Origin of the sequence: Cellulomonas sp. C5510 (genome assembly GCF_019797765.1) — a bacterium.
Lineage (GTDB): Bacteria > Actinomycetota > Actinomycetes > Actinomycetales > Cellulomonadaceae > Cellulomonas.
This window is the reverse complement of the sequence record NZ_CP081863.1, coordinates 70,711-90,807: the sequence shown is the minus strand read 5'-3', so window position 1 is coordinate 90,807 and position 20,097 is coordinate 70,711. Positions and strand designations below refer to the sequence as shown.

Genomic DNA, 20,097 nt, shown 5'->3' with positions numbered 1-20,097 from the left:
TTCAGCTGTCGGCGGGATGGTGCCCTTCGTGCACGTCGCTGCTGGGGACCGTCGGCTCCTCACCGCTGATGAGCGGCCCGAGGACGAAGGTGGAGAACGCGAAGGCGATCGCGAAGAGCACGAGAGCGCCGGCTGGCAGCCAGAGCGACCCGCTGCGCCTGTGCAGCTTGACCAGCATGGGGACGGTGGCGGCCAGCCCGAGCACGCCGAAGAGGGCGGTCCCGCCGGAACCCGCGACAATCGCAGTACCGACCAACGGGCCGACGTGGTGCAGGACGTGCGGTGCCAGTCCCACCACCGCACCGAGCGCGCTGCTCGCTGCGGACCACAGCGCTCGGGTGCGGGATCGGGGGTTCGTCGCGTCCGCGAGCTGGGCAGGCGTGTCGACCGGTTCCGGTGGCATGGCCACCAGGCTCGACCCGGTGTGCTGAATGCTCCGTTCAGGGTTCATGAAGGTCCGACGAAGTCCCGGGCCGAGACGGGTGCACGGGAGGTCGGCGTCGGCGGCTGGTCACCACGCCCGAGCCGACGGCGATCAGTGCCGCGACCGTCGCCACCGCCACCGGGGCGTCCCGTGCGCGGTCCGCTGGTGACAGTGCGGTGCGTAAGGGGATCTGCGCAGTGAGGGTCTCCGCGGTGAACAGCGACGTCCGGAGGTTCATCGTGCCGTCGGGAGCGATCACGGCGCTCACCCCCACCGTGGACGCCTGGATGACGGCGCGCCCGTGCTCCACCGCCCGCAGGCGGGACATGGCGAGCTGCTGGGTCGACTGGGGGCTGCGTCCGAACGAGGCGTTGTTGGTGGGCACCGCGATGAACTGCCCACCTCGGACCACTGCATCACGCACGAGGTTGTCGTAGGCGACCTCGAAGCAGATCGCGGTGGCGGCCGGGATGTCGCGGTGGAGGCGGGGGGCCGGAACGGACAGGACCCCGGGCTTCGTCCCAGGGATCATGTCGATGCTGACGCGGTCCACTTCGGGGGAGAACACGCGGACCAACGCGCGCAGGGGGACGTACTCGCCGAACGCAGCCGGTTGCTGCTTGGAGTAGGACGTCAGGGGCCCCCGCCGGGGATCCCACACGACCATGTCGTTGTAGCGCCCTGCGGGGGTGTCGCGGTCTGTGCCGACCAGGATCGGGGCGTTGATCGCCGCGGCCCCCTCTTGCACCAGTGCTGCAGCCCGCGGGTCCTGACGCGGGTCGATGTCGGTGGCGTTCTCGGGCCAGATCACCAGGTCGACAGGCTCCGCTCCGGGCTGCGTGGCCAACGACTTGGTGCCCTCGACGTGGTTGGTGAGCACTCGCCAGGCCCGGGCGGCCCCGTCCGTGCCTGGTTCGGGCACGTTCCCCTGGACGACACCGACTCGCAGCGTCCCGGCTTGCGCACTCGTGTCCAGCGGCACGGCCGGTCCCACCAGCACCGCCGCCGCGGCCAGGGCCGTCAGCCAGACACCCGTGCGGACCTCGCCCCGGCGCCAGGCTGTCAGCGTCGCGGTCAGCAGGTACGCAATCAGCGCCACGGCGAAGGACACCAACGGCGCGCCGCCGAGCCACGCCAGACCCAGCAGCGGGCCATCGGTCTGCGAGAAGGCCAGCCTGCCCCAGGGGAAGCCGCCGAATGGCCAGACCGCGCGGAGCTGCTCCCCCGCCACCCAGACCGACGCAAAGACGACAGCCTGGACCGTCGTGCGGCTAGTCACCCAGCGCGCCCGCCTGGCCGCCGCCCAGGCTGCTCCCACCGCGGCGACGAGGATCGACTCGACAGTGGCCAGGGCGAACCATGCCACTGCGCCGGCGGCCTGCTGGGCCCAGGAGACGTGGACGAGGAAGAAGCTCAGGCCCCAGACGAACCACCTTGCGGTGACCGCGCGCACCGACTCCACCTCACGGTGCGCGGCAAGCAGCGCGACCCCGACGAGCGCTGCCGGCCACCAGCCAAGATCAGGGAAGGCCGCCGCGGTGATCAGCCCTCCGGCCGCGGCCGCCCCGAGCCAGCGCACTGAGCCTCCTGGACGCAGCGCGCGGGCTCGGGGCACCGGGGACGGGAGGACGGGCGCAGTCGCTGCGGGCATGTGGCGCGGCTGGTCAGGATGCGTAGGCGGCAGGCTCGCCGTCGAAGGTGGTTGCGCACTGCGTCGAGCAGAAGGAGAACGTCTGCTGCCGCCACTGCCGGGTGGCCGCCGCTTCCGCAGGATCGACGGTCATGCCGCACACCGGGTCGACCACGGGTGCCTGGGAGCTGGGGGTCATGGTGGTGTGCCCTTCGTGTTCGGCCGTCACGTGGACGGCTGGTTCGGCGTGCGGTGTGCTGGTGGTGCTGACGGCCAGGGCGCGCGGGGTGAACCGGCGCAGGCGGTTGGCGTTCGCGACGACGGACAGCGACGACAGCGCCATCGCGAGCGCTGCGAGCATGGGGCTCAGGAGCAGTCCGAACGCGGGGTAGAGCACGCCGGCGGCGATCGGGATGCCGATGGCGTTGTACCCGAACGCGAACACCAGGTTCTGGCGAATGTTTCGCATCGTCGCGCGCGACAGGTCGATCGCCGTGACGAGTCCCGTCAGCGATCCGGAGATCAGGGTGATGTCGGAGGACTCGATCGCCACGTCGGTGCCGGTGCCGATCGCGGATCCGACGTCGGCCTGGGCGAGCGCGGGCGCGTCGTTGATCCCGTCGCCGACCATGCCGACCACTCGCCCCTCGGCCTGGAGGCGTCGCACCTCGCTGGCCTTGTGCTCCGGCAGAACCTCCGCGACGACACGTGCGATGCCGACCTGGCGGGCGATGGCACCCGCCGTGACGCGGTTGTCGCCGGTCATCATCACCACGTCGATGCCGCGGGCGGTCAAGGCTGCGACCGCCTGGGCGGAGGTGTCCTTGACCGTGTCCGCGACGGCGATGACCCCGGCGGGCATCCGGTTGATCGCGACGAGCATCGCCGTCTTGCCTTCCGCGGCGAGCCGGCCGGCTTCGCGAAGCAGCGCACCCGCGGCCACCCCGTGTCCGCTAAGCAGACGCTCGTTGCCCACCAGGACCTGGGAGCCGTCGAGCACGGCGATGATGCCCTGTCCGGTGACGGAGTCGAACTGCTGCGGGCGGCTCAGGCGCAGTCCACGCTCGAGAGCTGCCGCAACGATCGCGGACGCCAGGGGGTGCTCGGAAGCCTGTTCTGCGGAGGCCACACGTGCCAGGAGCTCGTCGGCCTGGAAGTCGGGAGTGGGCAGGACGTCGGTCAGCACGGGCGCGCCGTTGGTGATGGTGCCGGTCTTGTCCAGGACGATCGTGTCCAGCTTGTGCGCGGTCTCGAGGGCCTCGGCGGAGCGGATGAGGATGCCGTTCGTGGCGCCCTTGCCCGTGCCGACCGTGATCGACAGTGGTGTCGCGAGCCCGAGGGCGCACGGGCAGGCGATGATCAAGACGGACACCGCCGCGACGAGGGCGTAGACCACGGACGGCGGTGGCCCCACGAGGTACCAGGCGACGAACGTCCACACGGCTGCCGCCATGACCGCGGGCACGAAGTAGCTCGAGACCTTGTCCACCAGGCGCTGGATGGGTGCCTTCGAGCCCTGTGCCTCACGGACCAGGCGGATGATCTGGGCGAGCATCGTCTCGGCCCCGACCCGGGTCGCGACGTAGCGCAGGGAACCGGTCTGGTTGATCGTCGCGCCGATGACCGTGTCGCCCACCGACTTGGCCACGGGCATCGGCTCGCCGGTGACCATGGACTCGTCGACGGCTGAGGCTCCCTCGAGCACCTCGCCGTCGACGGGCAGCTTCTCGCCGGGGCGGATGATCACCACGTCGCCGCGCTGCACGTCTTCGATCTCGACGTCGATCTGCGTCCCGCCGCGCTCGACGCGCGCGGTGCGCGGCTGGAGCCCGATCAGTGCCCGGATCGCCTCGCCGGTGCCCGCCTTCGCGCGTGTCTCCAGGAGCCGCCCGAGCAGGATGAGCGTGATGATCACGCCCACCGCCTCGTAGTAGACCTCCCGGGACTCCGCGGGTAGCAGACCCGGGGTGAAGGTCGCGATCAGGCTGAACCCGAACGCCGCGATGGTGCCCAGGGTGATCAGGGAGTTCATGTCGGCCGCGCGGTGGCGCAACGCGAGCCATCCGGTGCGGTGGATCGGCGCCCCGGTGTACACCATGACCGGCGCGATCAGCAGGAGCTGCACGAGCGGGTCGAGCAAGACCGGCGGCACCCAGGTAGCCCCGAGGAGCGTGGTCGCCATGACCGCGAGCAGGACGGGGGTGGTCAATGCCGTCCCGGCGAGCACGCGGTTGCGCAAGTCCTTGACCTCCGCGGCGCGTTCCCGGGCTTCGGTGTCGATGGCGCCCTGGACCAGGGGGTCGTGTTCGGGCTCCGAACTGCGGCCCGTGCGGTGGTCGGGCTCGACGAGGGTGCTCTCGGGGTCCGTCGGGTCGTCGACCACCCGCAGCGTGCCGTGCAGCATGTTCATCCCGCAGGCGAAGCCGAACTCACCGGACTGGGTCGGTATGAAGTCGATCTCGGTGACACGGTGCGCCGCGAGGGCGGCGTTCACTTTGAACTCGGGCAGGACCAGGCGCGAGGAGCAGTCGCCGGTCTCCTGGCGGTCGAAGCGCAACCGCACGGGCGTTCCGCGGACGACCTCGATGACGTCCGGTGAGTAGCCGCCCTTGACGACGATGGTGGCGACCTGTCTTCCGTCGCGGAGCTCGGCGCGGCTGCTGGTGCGCGGCCCGAAGAAGTACCACCCCAGTCCTGCTGTCAGAACGGCGGCTGTGAAAATCACGATCAACGCGACCATGGCTTGACCCCTTGGAAGATCCCGTAGCGGCCGGCCGCTCATTCCGCCGGCATCGGCCATACCCCCTGGGGGTATGAGTCGACACTAGATCGATGCTCCCTGCGATTCGGTGAGCCCCGGGTTGAGGTTGGGTCAAGAGCTCGCCCTCCCGGTGCCCCTGATCGAATCTTCACCGAGAGCCAACCGAGGCTTGGGCAGTTCTCTTCGACGCTGGTGCGGTGCGAGTTCCCCCCGATGCGGCGCCCTGCAGGTCCACCCGGTGACGGCTCGGCACGCCGGCATGGCGCGTCACCGCGCAGCTCCGCAGTCGGCCGCGGAGGTCGATCCGGACACGCGTCCACAGGCTGCGGACCGCCCACCAGCTCGAGGGCGACACGCTCTGCCGAGCGATGCTGCCGACGACGCACTGAAGGCGGAGTCGTCAGCTCCTGGAGCGCCCGCGGCAGGGGTCCGCCGACCGCGGGACGTCGTATCGCGTTCCGCCCGCCGCGAGCAGGAGCGCGCCCGGCGCCGACGCGGAGCGGCCAAGGCCGCTGTCGCCGCCGCCGTCGCGCTCGGCGTGGCCGGGTTCGCCACCGCCTCCCTGGGTGGGGTGCAACAGGGCGTGGCCGGGACGATCGAGCCCATGCCCACACCGGCGGCCTCGGCGCCGGGCGGGCCGGGTTTCCCCCCGGCCCGCGTCGTAGAGGATCGGCAGGCGGCGGTGATCGAGGCCAGCGGCACGCTGCGCGCGGCGCAGGCCGTCAAGACGGCGGCCGTTGCGGCCTCGGTCCCCGCCGAGGCGACGTGGCAGCTCGACGAGGCGATCGGCGACCTGCGGGCCGCTATCACGGTGACTCAGGCGGCCCAACCCGCGGTCCTGGCGCTTCAGCCACCTGTGGCCCCCTCCCCGGTGCGGCCCCTGGATGCAGTGATCTCGACGCCCGGTGAGCAGGCAGAACCCGCGCCCACCACAACGGCGACCGCCCTGTCGCAGTCCCTGCCGGAGGCCTCCGACGCCGTGGTGGCCGCGCCTGTCCGCTCCGATGGTGGATCCGGGGCGAGCGTGGACGCAGCCGTGTCGCTGCTCCTGGCTCGGACCGACCGGGTCGCGGCGTTGACGGCCGAGCTCCAGGTCGTGACCGCGCAGGCGCAGGAGGCCGCGGTAGCGGCCGCTGCCGCGCGGGTGGCTGAGCAGGAGGCGGCAGCGCGCAAGCAGGCGCAGCGGACCTCGCTCGACCAGTACGCCAACGGCGAGATCCCGCTGAGCGCCTTGTGTGAGCTGGACTTCGCGCCCGGCCATCAGCAGCGTTGCGATGCCACAGACGCGCTCGAGGAGCTGAACACGGCGTTCGAGCGGGTGTTCTCGACCAGCTTGGTGGTGACCGACTCCTACCGGTCCTACGCGGCGCAGGTCGCCTGCCGGCGGAACAAGGGCAGTCTGTGCGCCACGCCCGGGACCTCGAACCACGGGACCGGGGTCGCGGTCGACTTCGGGGGCGGGGCGTCGTCGTTCGGGACGAGCGAGCACGAGTGGTTGCTCGAGCACGCCGGCGAGTACGGGTGGACCTTGCCGAGCTGGGCGCGCGCCTCGGGCTCGAAGCCGGAGCCGTGGCACTGGGAGTACGTCGGCTGAGCGCAGCCGGGGATACTGCCGGACGCGTCACTCAGGTGCCGAGCAGGACGAACGGCGCCGCGCGACCGTGGCGCGGCGCCGTTTTCCCTGTCGGCTGGGCGTCCTTCAGGGGATCCGCTCGTGGTCCTCGCGGGTCAGCCCACCGCCGGCGGGCGGCGTGGTTTCGTGGTCGTGGTCGTGGTCGTGGTCGTGGCTGGTGGGTCCGTCGTGCGGGCCGTGGACGTGCCCGTTGCCGCGGCCCATGAAGAACATCATCGCCACCATGCCCAGCGGGCACGCGAGCAGCAGCGCGTAGGGCAGTGCCCGGGACAGGTCCACTCCGAAGGCCAGGAGCAGCGCCAGGACGAGGGCCGCCCCGATCGCCATGTGCTTGAGGTGGTGCTTGATCACGTCGTGCTCCGATTCGCTCGCTGGTGCGGGACTGGGTCGTTCCCCATCGTGATCACCCGGGGTGAAGGTCAGGCCGCGGGTGCGGTCAAGGCTCGATCAAGGATCTGGCCCGGACGCAGACAGCGGCGCCACCGGCACGGGGGTGCACCGGTGGCGCCGCGATCGCGGGGCGGCTCACATGTCCGCGAGCAGTGCCTTCATCTCGGCGATCTCGGTGGTCTGGTCGGCGATGATCGTGTCGGCGAGCTCGAGTGCGTCCTCGTTCTGCCCGCGGTTGCGGTAGTCCTCGGACATGGTGATCGCGCCGGTGTGGTGGTCGATCATCATCTCCAGGAACATCCGGTCGAAGTCGGCGCCGGCGTCTTGGAGCTGCTGCATCTGGCCGTCGTCGGCCATGCCGGTGTGCTCACCGGAGTGGTCCATGCCACCCATGGAGTCGTCGGCCTCGGCCGGCTGCTCGCCCCAGGTCTGCAGCCAGGAGGTCATGAGGTCGATCTCGGGCTGCTGGGCGAACTGGATCCGCGCGGCGAGTTCCTGCACGGGCTCGCTCTGGGCGCGGCCCTCGGCGAGCACGGCCATGTCGAGTGCGCCCTGGTGGTGCAGGATCATCATCTGGGCGAACTCCACGTCGGCGTCGTTGTGCTCGACGGACGTTGCCGCCGTGCTGGTCGCGCCGGAGGGGCTCTGCTGGTCGGTCGAGGTCTGCTCGCCGGTCGAGCAGGCGCTGAGCAGGAGCCCGAGTGTGAGGGTCGCTGCCACGGCGGCGACGGCTCGGGGGATCTTCGGGGACATGAGGGGTGCTCCTCGGTCGGCTGAGGGCTCGTCGCGTGCCGGGGGTCAGGCGACGGGCGTGGTCGTGCTGTCGGTCGTGGTGTGCTCGTCGGCGGTGGCGCCGCTGCAGCGGGTCCCGCCGCAGCACTCGTGGGCCGGGGCGGTCGTCTCGGCGGTGCTGGACTGGCAGCAGCTGTCGCTCATGGGGTCTCCTGTGGTCGGTGGGTGGTCAGTCAGGCAGCCGGGCCTGGACTTCCTTGAGCAGGTCCTGGGGCGCGAGCCACATGGACGGGTAGTTGCCGGACCACGCGCGTTCGCCGTCGGCGTCGACCAGGACGAAGCTGTGTCCGGGCAGCCCCTCGTGCATGCCGGTGCCGAGCGTCCCGTACTCCTCGGAGACGGTGCCGTCGTCCAGCAGGAACGGGGTGGTGACGCCGTAGGTGTCCATGTCAGCGCTGATCTGCTCGGCGGTGTTCATCACGATGGGCAGCACGGTGATGCCGGCCTCCGCGAAGGCGGGGTCCTTCTCGATCTCGCCCATCTGCTGCAGGCAGGACCCGCAGCCGGCGCCCTCGTTGAAGTACAGGACGACCGGCGAACCGCGGAAGTCCGAGAGGGTGACGCTCGATCCGTCGCTGGCCTGCAGCGTGAAGTCCGGTGCCGGCCCGAGGTCGCTGGAGGTCGTCTCGCGGGCGCTGAGCAGGGCTGCGGTCACCACCGCGACCATCAGGACGACGATCAGCGCCGACGCGCCGGTCATGACGAGCTTGCGGCGCCGGTCGTGCCGGCGCTGGTCCTCGCGGACCTGCGCGAGTGCGACGGCCCGTCGTTCCCGGGCAACCTTGGCGGACGTCATCGTGCGGCTCCTTCGTGGTCGCCGTGGCAGCTGTTCTCCGCCGCGGCGTGCGGCTCGTGGGTGTCCTGGGGTGTGGTCTCGGCCGCGGGCGAGCTCGTGGTCCTGGAGCGTCGCCGCTCGGACAGGGTGCCCCAGACGAACAGCGCGGCCAGTGCCACCAGTCCGAGTCCGAGGACCGGCTCGGGAATGGGTGAGCTCCAGTCCTCGAACCGGGAGAACACCGTGGTCAGGCCGCGGCCGATCGCCGCCTGCGCCTCGGTCCCCCGGGTCATGTCGGGGCTGCCGGCGAGCAGGATGACGGCGACTCCCATGACGGTGAAGCCGACCGCGACGGCGATGTTCAGCGAGTTCGTGACGAGGGTTCGTCCGGCCAGACGCACACGCACGAGCTTGGGGCTCAGCCAGCGCCGGTCGCGCAGCCGGGCCTTGTCCCAGATCAACGCCATGACGAACAGCGGGAAGACCATCCCGAAGACGTACGCGAGCCCCAGGAGCAGCCCGCCGGCCGCTGACCCGGACAGGGCCGACAGCGTCATCACGCCGGCCAGGACCGGCGCGCAGCAGCTGGACGCGATGCCGGAGAACACCCCGAGCGCGTAGAAGCTGCCGGTGTCGCCGCGGCGCGTGTCCGGGGTGCGCAACGCGCTCGGCAGCGACCACATCCGCCCCGACAGGGCCAGGGCCGCCAGGGCGAGCATGAGGGCCCCGCCGGCGTAGTACAGGGGTGCGTGGTACTTGGCGATCGCCCCGGCGACCATGCTGACGCCGAGGGTGATGGGCAGCAGCACCGTGGCCAGCCCGGCCGCGAACACGAAGGTCAGGGGCAGCAGGCGCCAGCGACGGTTCTTCACCGCCCCGGCGAGGTAGCTGGGCGCCAGGAACACGATGCAGCAGGGAGCGAACAGGGCGACGCCGCCGGCGAAGAACGCGGCCAGGACGCTGCCCGTGGTCAGCAGCTGGGACCCCATCAGCGCACCGCCGCGAGGTGGACGTCGCTGCCGCGCTCGCGCAGCAGGTCCAGCAGGCGGCCAGAACGCAGCTTGCCCGAGCTCACGAACGCGCCGTCGAGGAGGACGAGCGGGCTCATCGCAGGCCGGTGCTGAGCGACGAGCCGCGCACCCTCCTCGGAATTGATCTCGAGGACCTCGAGGTCCAGGGGGACGACCTCGCGCAGCCGCCCGAGGGTCTGCAGCGCGGCGTCGCACAGGTGGCACGCGGGTGAACGGACCACCGTGACACGCGGGGTGGGCGCACCTGGGCAGGCCCCGGAGAACTCGAGCATGCCTCAACGGTGCCGTGCGGTTCTTGCGTGGCGGTCAGGGGTGCATTGATTTCCGATGAAGCCTCGAGGGTGCTGCTCACTAGGGGGTGGTGTTCCGGGGTGCGGCGGGAAGCCGGACGATGAACGTCGAGCCGTGGCCGGTGCCGTCGGATGTGGCGCGGATCGAGCCGTGGTGGGCGTGCACCAGCGCGCGGCAGATCGCCAGACCGACGCCGGATCCACCGCGGCCGCGATCGCGCGCGCTGTCCACCCGGTAGAACCGCTCGAAGACGTGCTCCAGGTGTTCGGCGGGGATCCCCTCTCCGGTGTCGGCGACCGTCAGCTCGACGGTGTCCGGCGCGCTCGGTGCGGCGCGCAAGGTGATCGTCCCGCCGGCTGGTGTGTGCCGCACCGCGTTGACGACCAGGTTGTCGAGGACCTGGGCGAGCCGGACCCGGTCGACCCGGACCGTCCCGGCGCCGGGGGCTGCCTGCACCTCGATGCTCACGCCGGCGGTGTCGGCGCGTTCGCGTCCGGCCAGCGCCGCGGCGTCAAGGAGGTCGGAGGCCGGGACGTCGGCCAGCTGCAGGTCCAGCTCGCCGCTCTCGGCGCGGGTCACCGCCGCGAGGTCGCGCGCCAGGCGGTTGAGCCGTTGAGCCTGGTCGTGCAGGACGGCGACGGTCTCGGTGTCGAGCACGCGCACCCCGTCCTCGATCGCCTCGATGTACGCGGCGATGGTCGCCGCCGGGGTCCGCAGCTCGTGCGCGACGTCGGCGATCAGCCGTTCGCGCAGTCGCGCGTCATCCTCTAGGTGCGCGGCCATGGTGTTGAACGCGGCGGCCAGCGTGTCGAACTCGGTGCCGATCCCGGGCAGCGGGACGCGCGCGTCGAAGCGTCCGGCACCAATCTGCGCGGCGGCGCGGGACATCTGCGCCACGGAGCGTCCGATGCGGCGGGTGAGCAGCACACTGACCGCCAGCGCGGTCACGCCGGCGACCACGATCGCCAGGGCGAGGGCGATGGTGCTGGCTGACTGGAACGCCTCCTCGATGTGCAGGTCGGCGAGCTCGTGGTCCTGGACGCCCGCTTGCAGCAGGTGCTCGTGGAACAGCGCGGGCCCGACGAGGGTCGCCACGATCCAGGCGGTGACCGCGGCAGCGAGGAGCACCAGGGCGATCGAGACCAAGAGGCGACGGCCGAGAGTGCCGGGGCCGATCGCGTCGCGGGTGTTCATCCGGGGCCCATCCTGTAGCCGACACCGCGCACGGTGCGCACGAACCGCTGTTCCTGTGCGGTGTCCCCGAGCTTGCGGCGCACGTGCAGGACGTGGACGTCGACCAGGTGCTCGTCGCCGACCCAGCCTTCACCCCAGACCGCACGGATCAGGGCAGGTCGCGAGAACACGATGCCCGGACGTGAGGCGAGGGCCGCGAGCACGTCGAACTCCAGGCGGGTGAGAAGGGCGCGTTCGCCGTCGACGTCGACCTCGCGGGCATCGAGGTTCAGCCGCAGTCCCCCGATCGAGATGACGCGCGCGTCCGAGGCGGGCACGGCGTCCGGTGCGGGTGGTGCCGGGTGCCGGGGTCGGCGCAGCATAACGCGGATCCGCGCGACCAGCTCGCGCGGGCTGAACGGCTTGCTCATGTAGTCGTCGGCGCCGACCGACAGACCAATGAGGGTGTCGACCTCCTCGCTACGCGCGGTCAGCATGACGACGTAGCAGTCGGAGAAGGTCCGCAGCTGCCTGCACACCTCGATACCGTCCAGGCCCGGGAGCCCGAGGTCGAGGACCACGACGTCCGGGTCAACCTCGCGCAGCAGGGCGACGGCCTCGGTCCCGTCATGGCAGAGCGTGACCTCGAAGCCCTCGCGCTCGAGGTAGCCGCCGATCACGGCGGCGAGCGGCTTCTCGTCATCGACGACCACGGCACGCAGGGCGACAGGAGGGTTCATGCGGGCCATTGTGTCGCCGGCTTCGAGCGAGAGCGTCGCACCGGTCGGTGGCTTCATCGAACCTTGATCGAACGTTCGAGCCGGTCACGGCCTGCTTGATCCAACGTCAACCGACTTCGCGGGGTGCTCTCAACCTGACCGCGAGACCGTGGCCGGGCCGGCTCCCCTGTCGGCGAATCCCGACGACAGGAAGACCCGACGTGCGCCCCGTCCTGTTCAGCATCTTCGGCCTCGACATCCAGACCTACGGCGTGAGCAAGGCCGCGGCCGCGCTGATCGCCGCCTATCTGCTGGGACGGGGGTTCACCCGGTTGGGGCTCAAGCGTGACAGCGCGCACTCCCTGGTGTTCTGGGCCACGATCTGGGGGTTCGTGGGCGCGAAGGTCTACTTCCTGCTGGAGAACGTCGACGACCTGAGCTGGCACCATCTGGGCGGCATGGGGTTCACCTGGTACGGGGGGCTCATCGCCGGCGTGGCGTCCGCGCTCGTCGTGATCCGCCGGCACCGTCTGCCGCTCGGGCAGGTCGCGGGGGCGGCGGCGATCCCGCTCACGGTCGCGTACGGCGTGGGTCGTCTGGGTTGCTTCCTCGCCGGTGACGGAACCTACGGCAGGCCGAGCGACCTGCCCTGGGCGATGGCCTTCCCGCACGGCGCGGTTCCCAGCACCGTGCCCGTCCACCCGACCCCGCTGTACGAGACGATCGCCGCCTTCGTGATCGCCGGGGTGCTGTGGTCGGCTCGCCGATGGCTCCCGGGTGCCGGGTTGTTCGGGGGGTACCTGGTGCTCAGCGGTCTGTCCCGGTTCGCCGTGGAGTACCTGCGGGTCAACACCCCCGTGGTCGCAGGGCTCACGCAGCCGCAGCTGTGGTCGGTGCTCAGCGTGGCAGCGGGCGCCGTGATCGTGCTGCTCTCGCGCCGCTCGAACCCGCCGCGGCCGATCGAGTCGAGCGACGACAGCGACGACGCGGCGCCTGCGGTCGTGCGCTAGTAGCGCAGCGGAAGCCCCGGTGCGCTGAGCCGCCCCACCGCTCTCACATCGCGTGGCTGTGGCCGTGGCTGAGGCTGTGTCGGGGAACGGTTGCGCCGGTCGCTGTCACGACCACGACGGCGATGGCCGTCGTGAGCGGGATCGCCAGGACGAGCCCGACGGAGGACACCGCGGTGCGCACGATCTCGGCGGCGAACTGCCCGCTGGTCAGGGTCGAGAGCAGCGGCAGCTGGTAGATGAGCAGCAGCAGCAGGACCGGCAGCGATGCGCCGGTGTACGCGAACGCGATGGTGTAGACCGTGGAGGCGATGTGGTCGCGCCCGATCCGCATCCCGCCGCGGAACAGCTCGAGCCGCGTGGCGTGCGGGGACGCGGCGCGCAGCTCCCAGACCGCCGAGGCCTGCGTGATGGTGACGTCGTTGAGCACGCCGAGGCCTGCGAGGACGAGCCCGGCGAGGAACAGGCTTCGCAGGGAGACAGCGCCGACGTCGCCGAGTAGCTGCGCCAGCCGGTAGTCGTCCTCGCTGGTCACCCCGGACAGGTGCGCCCATCGCGCCCCGAGGGCGCCGAGCCCTGTGGTCAGGGCCAGGCCGGCCAGCGTCCCGATCAGCGCGGTGGAGGTGCGCAGCGAGAGCCCGTGCGCCAGGTACAGCACGGCGGTCATGATGACGGTCGAGGCCGCCAGCGCCACGACGACCGCGTTCTCGCCGGCGAGCAGCGCTGGCAGGACGTAGACGCCGATCACGGCGAACGCGGCGATGAGGCCCAGCAGCGCCCTGGCTCCTCGGTAGCCGGCGACGAGCACGATGGAGATCGCGAAGAGAGCCAGGAGCGCACCGAGCGGCAGGCTGCGCTGGAAGTCGTGCCACGCCCACACCTCGTCGTCGGTCTGGGTCGCGGGATACCACTCCACCACGATGCGGGTGCCCGCGCCCACGTCGTCCGGGGTCAACGTGGCGGTGGCCCAGATCTGAATGCTCCGTCCGGCCTGCGGGCCGCTGGTCACGTCGGCACTGACGCGCAGGCAGGTGACCGTCTCCGGGATGCTGCCGTCCGGTCGCTGGTCCTCGACGGTCCCCTGGCAGCTCTCCTGGGCGGTCCCGGTGACCACGGCCGTCGGGTACTGCACCTCGACGGGCTCGATGACCCGCGCGGTCTGGCGTCGTTCACCGGGCCAGGTCGCGGCCATGGCTGCCACGGCCAGCACCAGCAGCGGGATGAGCACGGCGCTGACGACGACCGTCAGCCGGTTCCGAGGGCGACTCACAACTTGACCCCATCCAGCCCCGGGTCAGGCGCCCGGCGGCGGGCACACGGTAGGGAGCCGCACCCGGTCACCGGCCGTGCCGTTGGTCCCGGAACCGGCCATCTTGATCAGACCTTCATGCCGCGACCGCGAAGACTTGACCGCGCGCCGAGAGGCTTGAGGGCATGCGGAGCAGGAGTCGACCGGTGAGGAGCGCGGGGGGATGTGGTGGTGCCAGATGAGTGCCCTCGGATGGGTCGTCATGGGCTGCGTGTGGGTCGCGGTCGTCGCGTTGGCGGTGTGGGCTGTCTCGCGGTTGTTCCCGTCCCGCGCTGCGAGCACGCCGCGTGCCGCGCTCGATGAGTGGCTGGCTTCGGGTGAGATCGACATCGACCTGTACCGGCGCCTGCGGGCGGATCTCGACGCAGCCGCCTCGAATGCCCCGGTGAACCGATGGTGATGGTCGCTCGAGAGCCCACCTGCAGGGCAGCATCTGGCGCCCGGCGCACTCGCCAGCGCAGGTTCGCGCCCGCCGGGTTCGCCGCGGCCGCGGTGCTCACGCTCACCGCGGCTCTCGCGCCCGTCGACAGCGCGGCCGGGGACACCCTCGACGACAAGCAACGCGCCGCTCAGCAGCGCGCCGACGCCGCAGAGCGCCAGTACGAGCTGCTGCAGGAGTCGGTCGAGGAGCTCTCGGCGGATCTCGCTCAGGCGGTGCTCACCCTTGAGGAGACGAAGGCGCGGCTTCCCGCCGCGCAGGCGGCACTCGACGCCGCGACCGTCCAGGCCGATTCCGCCCAACGCACGGCCACTCTCGCGCAGAGCAGACTCGAGGACACCGTGGGTCTGCGCGAGACGCTCCAGGACGAACTGGACACCGACGCCGCGCGCCGCGCGGAAGTCCGCTCGACGATCGCACAGCTCGCCAGGAGCGCCTACCAGGGCTCGGGATCGACCGCGGCGCTCGAGGTCGTCGTCGGCGCGGCGAGCATGGAGGACTTCGTCGACCGCGCGGAGACGGTCGCGACCGCACAGCGACTGCAGAGTCGTGCGCTCGAGGAGCTCGTCGTGCTCGAAGCGAACGCCCGCACAGGTCAGGCCCGGCTGGCTGCCGTCGTCGGCACCCTGACCGAGATGGAGGCGGCGGCCGAGGCGCAGGCGGAGGCTGCTGAAGCTGCACGAGCCGAGCAGCAGACCCAGACCATCGCACTGCAGCAGGCGGTCGCAGACCAGAGTGCCGCAGCGCAACGCATCGAGGGCATGCGCGGCCAGGCGCAGGCGGAGCAGGCTGCGGCCGACTCGATCCGCGCGGCCGCCGAGGCCGAGATCGCGCAGATCGCCGCGCAGGAGGAGGCGGCGGCGCGGCAGCAAGCGCCCGCAGCACCGGTCCGCCCCGCTCCGAATCCCGCCCCCGGGCAGGCGGCACAGCCGGTCGCACCGCCCGCGTCCAGCGGCGTCTTGTTCTCCAACCCGACCTCGATCGACCCTATGTACGTCACGTCGAACTACGGCATGCGCCTGCACCCGATCCTCGGGTACTACCGGCTGCACGCCGGCATCGACCTGCGCACCTACTGCAACACCCCGCTCTACGCCCCGCGCGACGGCACGGTCCAGTGGTCGGAATGGCGCAACGGCTTCGGGAACCAGGTCATGCTCAACTACGGCACCGTGAACGGGCAGTCGCTGATGAGCAGCTCGAACCACCTGACCCGATCTGTCGTGTCCTCGGGCCAGCAGGTTAGCCGGGGCCAGCTCATCGGCTACTCCGGGAACACCGGGCTGTCCGGGGCGTGTCATCTCCACTTCGAGGTGTACGTCGGCGGCAAGACCGTCGACCCCGCCCCGCTCCTGGGCCTGCGTTGACCACATGAACCGCCCGTCGATCCGACCCAGCCCGAGGAGTCCCGTGTCCACCACGCCGTCTGACCTGCCCGTCATCACCGTCGTGCAGGCCCCCGCGTGCCACTTCTGCGACGACGCGAAGCACGCCCTGACCGCCATGTCCCAGCAGACCCCGCTCGTGATCCGCGTCGTCGACATCGACAGTGACGAGGGGCGCGCACTCATCGCCGGGCACCGGCCGGCGATGAACCCGCTGGTCCTGCTCGACGGGCAGTACTTCTCCTCCGGCCGTCTGCCCCGCAAGAAGCTGGCGAAGGCGCTCCGGGACCGGACCGGGTCACCGACCGCCTGACGCGTTGAACGGACTCCTGACGGCCGGACCTCCTCGTTGGCTCTGGCTCTTCTTGACGATGCCCACATACCCGGTCCAGTCACGCCCGACCCGGCGAGCCCATCTCACCGAGGCGGCGATGCTGAGTCCAAACAGGTCGTGGAGCACGGGTGCGGGCAGGTCGGCGGCGAGCCCGATGAGGGCTGCGTTGCGGGACTGTCGCACCGAGATCCCGTGGCGCCGCAGGCGCTCAGCGAGGCCTGTGTAGGTGACGTGGCCGCCGGCGCCCCTGCCGGGGAACAGCCACTCCGGACCGCCCGCCCTCGACTCGATCAGGGGTGTCCCCCTCGACGCCACGTCGGCAGGCAGCTGCGCGAGCATGCGCCCGAGCCTTGGCGGGACCTCGATCAGGTGGCCGCCCGCGGTCTGGCGGAACCCGTCGACGGAGCCCGTGCGGGGGTCGGAGTTGAGGTTCGACTTCGTGAGCTCGGCGATGCGGATGAGGGGCAGTCCGTAGAGGAGCAACATCGCGCCCGCCGTCGCGACGTCGACGGGGATCGTCCGGTCGGTGAGGCACCGTCGCAGTTCAGCCCATCGCTCGTCGTCGGTCAGCACGATGGTCGGCTCACGTGCCTCGGGATAGGTGACCGCCAGTTGGCGTGGGGCGAGGCGACGCCGGCCGGCCCAACGCAGGAAGTCCCCGGTCGCGCTGCGCTGGTCGCTCGTGACGTCGTCGAGCCAGCGGTCCAGCGTGGCTTGCTCCAGGGCGTCCAGCTCGGCGCCGTTCTCGTCGAGCCAGACGAGGAAGGCGGTCACCGCCATCAGGCGCACCCAGACGTTCCGGAACTGGCTGTAGGTGAACCTGCCAGTCTGCTCGTAGCGCCGCCGCGCGCGTCGTAGGTGCCACCACGATGCGTACGCACTGGCTGCGTTCGGCCTGCCCGAGATGGACCGTCCGAACGCAGCCAGCAGCGCGTACTACCGGCTGAGGGACTTGTCTTGCTGCCGGCCCTGGGGGCGTGCGCGGCGCGCCTTGGGGGCTGCCCTGCGGCGGACGATCGCCTCGTTCGCCGGCACGGCCTGGGACGCATCGGAGATCAGACGGGCCTCCTTGGCCTCGCTGTCGATGCCGGCGCCATCCAGGCGCGCGGCGAGCTGCTGGCGGCGCTCCGCGGAGTCGTAGGGCACTTCCGCTTCACGCGCGAGCTCGGTCCTGGCAGCGACACGCCCCTCGCCCGGCTCGGCGAGCACGGCCGCTGCCGACAGCTCGTCGACCCGGTCGGCCGCGCGGTGCGCGCCGCCGTCGACGGCGGCGCCGGTGCGGTCCCGCCAGGTCTCGACGAACCGCTCGCGCGTGCGCGCGTCGTCGCGCGCGTTGTCCGACCCCATCAGCTCGCGGTCGTGGTCGGCGAGCAAGCCAGGGTCGTGCTCGTGGGCCCACTGGCGAGCGTGCTCGTACTCGGACTGCTGGGCGGCGGCGGCGCGCAGCTCGGCGACGCGCTCGGCGCGGACCTGCTCGGCTAGCTGCGCCGGGTCGACGCCGTAGCGCTCCTGAACCTGCCGGTCGATGGTCTGCGCGGCACGGTCGATGTCGGGATCCTGCCCGCGCCATGCGTTCGCCGTCTCCCACACCCTGGCGACCTTCGCCTGTGTGGCGGTCTCCCACCACTCCTGCCGGTCGACCACCGCGACGTGTGCACGTGCGGACGCGCGTTCGGCGTCGTAGCGCTCCTGCAGGTCGCGCGCGGCCAGCTCGCGCTCCTGCGCGGCCGCACGCGCTCGGTCAGTGACCACCTGTGCGACCTGCTGGCCGGCGTAGCCGGCAGCGGTGATGGCGGTGCGCATGCCGCCGCGGATCGTCTCGTCGACCCCGTCGCTCTCGCTCATGTCGTTCTCCCTCGTGATGGCTCCTGGTCCCCCGACTGGTAGCCCTCGAGGCCGGCCGCGGCCGCCGGCGTGCGCCTATCTGCGCGTCATCGCTCGATCCCGTCGTCGCGCTGCGCCGCTGACGTCGTGCGCGGCCGCGGCTCCAGTGGGTTCGGCAGCGGGGAGCGCAGTCGCGGCCCGGCGCCTCCGGTCGCCTGCTCGACCGATAGCGCGCCCGGGACGGGAGCCGGCCGCGCGGCTGCCGGCGCCGCCGAGCGTGCAGCGACGACGGCGAGCCGCTCGCGCACCGCCCACTCGGTCACCGCGGCGGCCTGGGCGTGGCGCATGGCCTGCTGCATCTGGAACAGCGCGTGCAGCGTGTTCGCGAGCTGCCGGACCATGTACGCCTGCGACGTGCGCGACTGGCCCCGGTCGGCCGCGACGAGCAGCACCCGGGACAGACCGAGGATCGCCGGCGTGGTGATCTGCTTGCTCGGTGCCGAACCGGCGCGCACCTGGGCGTAGCGGGCGAGCGCGTCGGAGGCGTCGGCGAGCGGCCCCGGCTCGGCCTCGGTGCGCAGCGACCAGGCCGCGAACGCACCCGAGGTCTCGCGGGCGACCTGGGTCCAGGTCGCCGTGTCGTCCGGCGCGACGCTGCGCAGGCGCTCGTTCAGTTCACCGATCTGCTCGGCGTACTGGTCCCACAGCCGAGGATCGGGCGCGTCGACCTCGATGCCCGGGCGCACCGGGCGCTGTCCTCGGCCTGCGGCGGTCCACTCAGCGACGGCGTCGCTGGCTGTCTGAGGGCTGTCGGGCCAGGTCGACCGCAGCCGCGGGAGCGTGAGGTCCTTCGCGAGGGTGCCGCCACCGAACCAGACGGGTCGCTCCCCCGCGTTCGGTCGCAGGGCGACGGAGTACCCGAGCACGACGTCGTCGCGTCCGGCTGCGTAGCGCGGCCTCGCGAGAAGCCCTTCGCGCCGCAGCCGGCGCACGAACTCCGCCTCGTCCCGGCTCGCGGTAGCGGAGGCTCGCACCCGCCGCGCGAGTGCGGCGCGCTGCGTGTCGCGCGCGCTGCGCGACTCGGCGCGGCCGAGCTCGGCCGGGCGCACGCCGCGGCTGCCGAGGCCGAGCTCCCGCGACTCGAGGACCTGCAGCCCGTACGCCTTCTCCAGGCGGCCCGAGATCTCCTGTGCCCGGCGGAAGTCGTTCCACGTCGTGGCCTTCGTCCCGTCCTCGCGAACCAGGTTCACCGCGATGTGGACGTGGTCGTTGCCGGCCTGGGACACGCCGTGGCGGATCGCGACCCACCGACAGGGCGCCTTCCCCGAGTCGTCGGTGAACCCCATCTGGCGCACGAAGTCCTCGGCGATCTGCGACCACGTGGAGTCGGGCAGCACGCCTTCCTCGGCGCGCAGCGACAGGGAGCAGTGCCACACGTGCGCGTCGCCGTAGCCGACCTTCACGCGCTGCTGACGTTCCTCGCTCCACTCGTACAGGGGGGCGTTGACCTCGGTCCCGAACACCCGGCTCGGGGCGTCCAGGTGCTTGGCGATCGCCAGGGCCGAAGCGCGGTCCAGCTGCTCGTCGGCGTGCCACGCCATGAGCGCAGGGTCACCGGCGACCACGTGCTGATCGCGGTGCTCGTTGTGCCGTCCGTCGCCGGCGAGATACACCAGCAGGCCGGGCATCCGCCCGCCGCGGGTGACGTTCGGCATCACTGGGCGACCACCTCGTCGACCGCGCGCTCGACGCGCGGGCCGAGCACCTCACGCACGTACCGCAGCGTCGCCTCGAGGTCCTCGTGCAGCTCGCCGGTCGCGTTCGTCGCCCGCGCCATCTGGTTGACGTTGTTCGCGACCGTGCCGAGCAGGCGGCTGATGCCGAACAGCTCGGCGGCAGCCTGCCGGCGCTCGGTGATCGTCAGAGGCGCGTCGTCAGCCGGCCCGGCGTGCGCCGCCAGCGTCGACTCCACCAGCAGCCGCGGAACGCTCACACCGTGCTGAGCGGCCAGGGTCCGAAGCCGCAGCTCCTCCTCCGGCGTGGACTTCACCACGAACCGTCCTCGCCGGCCGCCCTCGACGTTCTCCCGGCGCGCACGACCGAGCACGCGAGCACGCCCGACACTGCGGTGCTCCTGCTCGCTCATGCGTCCTCCCGGCCAGCGCAGCGACCCCGCACCC

Annotated in this window: 21 protein-coding genes; 5 read left to right on the top strand and 16 right to left on the bottom strand. The window is 71.7% G+C overall.

Features of this window, described 5'->3' with window-relative positions; translation table 11 throughout:
• Position 1: 1 nt before the first annotated feature.
• The 3 genes from K5O09_RS18905 to K5O09_RS18895 all read right to left on the bottom strand — a co-directional run bounded on the left by K5O09_RS18905 (position 2) and on the right by K5O09_RS18895 (position 4,794).
• A complete protein-coding gene (locus K5O09_RS18905; protein WP_168631529.1) occupies positions 2-403 on the bottom strand; it encodes a hypothetical protein in 402 nt (133 codons plus the stop codon).
• A 37-nt stretch (positions 404-440) separates the two neighbouring features.
• A complete protein-coding gene (gene lnt, locus K5O09_RS18900) occupies positions 441-2,003 on the bottom strand; it encodes an apolipoprotein N-acyltransferase (RefSeq protein WP_168631497.1) in 1,563 nt (520 codons plus the stop codon).
• A gap of 85 nt (positions 2,004-2,088) precedes the next feature.
• A complete protein-coding gene (locus K5O09_RS18895) occupies positions 2,089-4,794 on the bottom strand; it encodes a heavy metal translocating P-type ATPase (protein ID WP_168631498.1) in 2,706 nt (901 codons plus the stop codon).
• Positions 4,795-5,398: 604 nt separating this feature from the next.
• Between K5O09_RS18895 and K5O09_RS18890 the strand changes: the two genes are divergently transcribed.
• A complete protein-coding gene (locus K5O09_RS18890) occupies positions 5,399-6,409 on the top strand; it encodes a D-alanyl-D-alanine carboxypeptidase family protein (protein WP_168631499.1) in 1,011 nt (336 codons plus the stop codon).
• A gap of 105 nt (positions 6,410-6,514) precedes the next feature.
• Here K5O09_RS18890 and K5O09_RS18885 read toward each other — a convergent pair whose 3' ends face one another.
• The 8 genes from K5O09_RS18885 to K5O09_RS18850 form a co-directional block, all read right to left on the bottom strand.
• Positions 6,515-6,799: a hypothetical protein gene (locus tag K5O09_RS18885; RefSeq protein ID WP_203767594.1), complete on the bottom strand. Its 285-nt coding sequence runs from the start codon at positions 6,797-6,799 to the stop codon at positions 6,515-6,517.
• A 174-nt stretch (positions 6,800-6,973) separates the two neighbouring features.
• Positions 6,974-7,591 (bottom strand): DUF305 domain-containing protein, encoded by a 618-nt coding sequence (locus K5O09_RS18880; protein WP_168631500.1) that lies wholly within the window; start codon positions 7,589-7,591, stop codon positions 6,974-6,976.
• Between the two features lie 45 nt (positions 7,592-7,636).
• On the bottom strand, positions 7,637-7,774 hold the full coding sequence (locus K5O09_RS18875; RefSeq protein ID WP_168631501.1) for a hypothetical protein: 138 nt from the start codon (positions 7,772-7,774) through the stop codon (positions 7,637-7,639).
• A 25-nt stretch (positions 7,775-7,799) separates the two neighbouring features.
• A complete protein-coding gene (locus tag K5O09_RS18870; RefSeq protein WP_168631502.1) occupies positions 7,800-8,426 on the bottom strand; it encodes a peroxiredoxin in 627 nt (208 codons plus the stop codon).
• A complete protein-coding gene (locus tag K5O09_RS18865; RefSeq protein ID WP_222172922.1) occupies positions 8,423-9,394 on the bottom strand; it encodes a cytochrome c biogenesis CcdA family protein in 972 nt (323 codons plus the stop codon). The genes K5O09_RS18870 and K5O09_RS18865 overlap by 4 nt, the downstream gene beginning before the upstream one ends.
• Complete coding sequence (locus K5O09_RS18860; RefSeq protein ID WP_203767597.1) at positions 9,394-9,708, bottom strand: glutaredoxin; 315 nt, start codon at positions 9,706-9,708, stop codon at positions 9,394-9,396. Before K5O09_RS18860 ends, K5O09_RS18865 begins: the two co-directional genes overlap by 1 nt.
• A 79-nt stretch (positions 9,709-9,787) precedes the next feature.
• Positions 9,788-10,921, bottom strand: a complete 1,134-nt coding sequence (locus K5O09_RS18855) for a cell wall metabolism sensor histidine kinase WalK (RefSeq protein ID WP_168631504.1) — start codon at positions 10,919-10,921, stop codon at positions 9,788-9,790.
• Positions 10,918-11,649, bottom strand: coding sequence for a response regulator transcription factor (locus tag K5O09_RS18850; protein ID WP_168631530.1), 732 nt, complete (start codon positions 11,647-11,649; stop codon positions 10,918-10,920). The genes K5O09_RS18855 and K5O09_RS18850 overlap by 4 nt, the downstream gene beginning before the upstream one ends.
• 191 nt (positions 11,650-11,840) lie before the next feature.
• On the opposite strand from K5O09_RS18850, the gene K5O09_RS18845 reads away from it, so the two are divergent.
• Positions 11,841-12,629 carry a prolipoprotein diacylglyceryl transferase gene (locus K5O09_RS18845; RefSeq protein ID WP_168631505.1) on the top strand — a complete coding sequence of 263 codons (789 nt, stop codon included), beginning with the start codon at positions 11,841-11,843 and terminating at the stop codon, positions 12,627-12,629.
• Positions 12,630-12,672: 43 nt separating this feature from the next.
• Here K5O09_RS18845 and K5O09_RS18840 read toward each other — a convergent pair whose 3' ends face one another.
• A complete protein-coding gene (locus K5O09_RS18840; RefSeq protein ID WP_255596436.1) occupies positions 12,673-13,896 on the bottom strand; it encodes a YibE/F family protein in 1,224 nt (407 codons plus the stop codon).
• A 217-nt stretch (positions 13,897-14,113) separates the two neighbouring features.
• Between K5O09_RS18840 and K5O09_RS18835 the strand changes: the two genes are divergently transcribed.
• From K5O09_RS18835 to K5O09_RS18825, 3 genes are all read left to right on the top strand, one after another.
• A complete protein-coding gene (locus K5O09_RS18835) occupies positions 14,114-14,335 on the top strand; it encodes a hypothetical protein (protein WP_146840867.1) in 222 nt (73 codons plus the stop codon).
• A 92-nt stretch (positions 14,336-14,427) separates the two neighbouring features.
• Entirely contained in the window at positions 14,428-15,741 is a 1,314-nt protein-coding gene (locus K5O09_RS18830) for a peptidoglycan DD-metalloendopeptidase family protein (protein WP_222172921.1), read from the top strand.
• 43 nt (positions 15,742-15,784) lie between these two features.
• On the top strand, positions 15,785-16,072 hold the full coding sequence (locus K5O09_RS18825) for a glutaredoxin family protein (RefSeq protein ID WP_239073687.1): 288 nt from the start codon (positions 15,785-15,787) through the stop codon (positions 16,070-16,072).
• Here K5O09_RS18825 and K5O09_RS18820 read toward each other — a convergent pair.
• The 4 genes from K5O09_RS18820 to K5O09_RS18805 form a co-directional block, all read right to left on the bottom strand.
• The gene (locus K5O09_RS18820; protein WP_168631508.1) at positions 16,058-16,873 is read right to left on the bottom strand and encodes a hypothetical protein; all 816 of its coding nucleotides are present in this window, start codon (positions 16,871-16,873) and stop codon (positions 16,058-16,060) included. The genes K5O09_RS18825 and K5O09_RS18820 overlap by 15 nt on opposite strands.
• A 156-nt stretch (positions 16,874-17,029) precedes the next feature.
• A complete protein-coding gene (locus K5O09_RS18815; protein ID WP_168631509.1) occupies positions 17,030-17,938 on the bottom strand; it encodes a hypothetical protein in 909 nt (302 codons plus the stop codon).
• Between the two features lie 86 nt (positions 17,939-18,024).
• Positions 18,025-19,632 (bottom strand): relaxase/mobilization nuclease domain-containing protein, encoded by a 1,608-nt coding sequence (locus tag K5O09_RS18810; protein WP_210732625.1) that lies wholly within the window; start codon positions 19,630-19,632, stop codon positions 18,025-18,027.
• Positions 19,632-20,063 carry a MobC family plasmid mobilization relaxosome protein gene (locus tag K5O09_RS18805; RefSeq protein WP_168631511.1) on the bottom strand — a complete coding sequence of 144 codons (432 nt, stop codon included), beginning with the start codon at positions 20,061-20,063 and terminating at the stop codon, positions 19,632-19,634. The genes K5O09_RS18810 and K5O09_RS18805 overlap by 1 nt, the downstream gene beginning before the upstream one ends.
• Positions 20,064-20,097: the final 34 nt, after the last annotated feature.